Source organism: Paenibacillus sp. IHBB 3054 (assembly GCF_051594305.1).
In the GTDB taxonomy this organism is placed as follows: Bacteria; Bacillota; Bacilli; order Paenibacillales; family Paenibacillaceae; genus Paenibacillus_AQ.
The window spans coordinates 1-758 of sequence record NZ_JBOFBG010000137.1 but is presented as its reverse complement, the minus strand read 5'-3'; the positions used below and the strand labels follow the sequence as shown (position 1 = coordinate 758).

The window sequence follows — 758 nt, the reverse complement described above, 5'->3', positions numbered from 1 at the left end:
AGCGAAATCATCTGGAGCAGCCAAATATGATGCATACCTTAGCTTCAGTGACTGTGACCCGGATATGACTTTTTTCGATTATTTGAAGATTGCTAGGGTACGCAAGGTTGGGCAGTCGAAACCAGCACCAAGCGAAACTCCGTTCCACTCTCAACATAGGATTGATATTGTCAACGCATTAATCAAAGAGATCGGCAGCAGAGGGCGGAAATTCCTTTACTCGGCCAAATACGATCGATACGTACAGCTTAATTGGGCTTCAGGCAAACTTTGGCTGGTAGACGACTACACCGGGACCCCATTGCTTTTGCATGAATCGATGCCCGATGAACACTACCATTTCAGCCACGGTGGCACGTTGTGGGGCTTGATGTGTGACTTCCGGGATTATATCAATGGTGACGATGATGCTAATCACAACAACGGTTATGGCGGCCTGTATTGCCCACATTGGGGATACCCAGAAGAGGACATGCAAGCAATCCGGTATATGGCTGTGGAGTTGGGATACTTGAAACCAAGAGAGGCTGCTCAGAAAGCAGCGACTAAGCGAAATTGATTTGCCTTCATTGCGGCAATAGGTGCCATGAAGTAGGAGAGTACGCCTTCCAGTGCAGCGTCTGTAAAAAGAAATTTGAACAAAGTTCTTGGGATTTTGAGTTGGAAGAGACAGAGGGCTTATCAGGGGGGGAGTGTGGGGGATTGAAGAACTTTCAGGTCACAGAGCTAAACATCTCATTGGTGCCGGTAGATTGGTT

1 protein-coding gene is annotated in these 758 nt (G+C 47.5%); it reads left to right on the top strand.

From position 1 onward, the window contains the following. Positions 1-559 (top strand): hypothetical protein (locus tag ACQ76X_RS36090; RefSeq protein WP_438498691.1); only part of this gene is annotated, 559 nt, incomplete at its 5' end. Positions 560-758 lie beyond the last annotated feature (199 nt).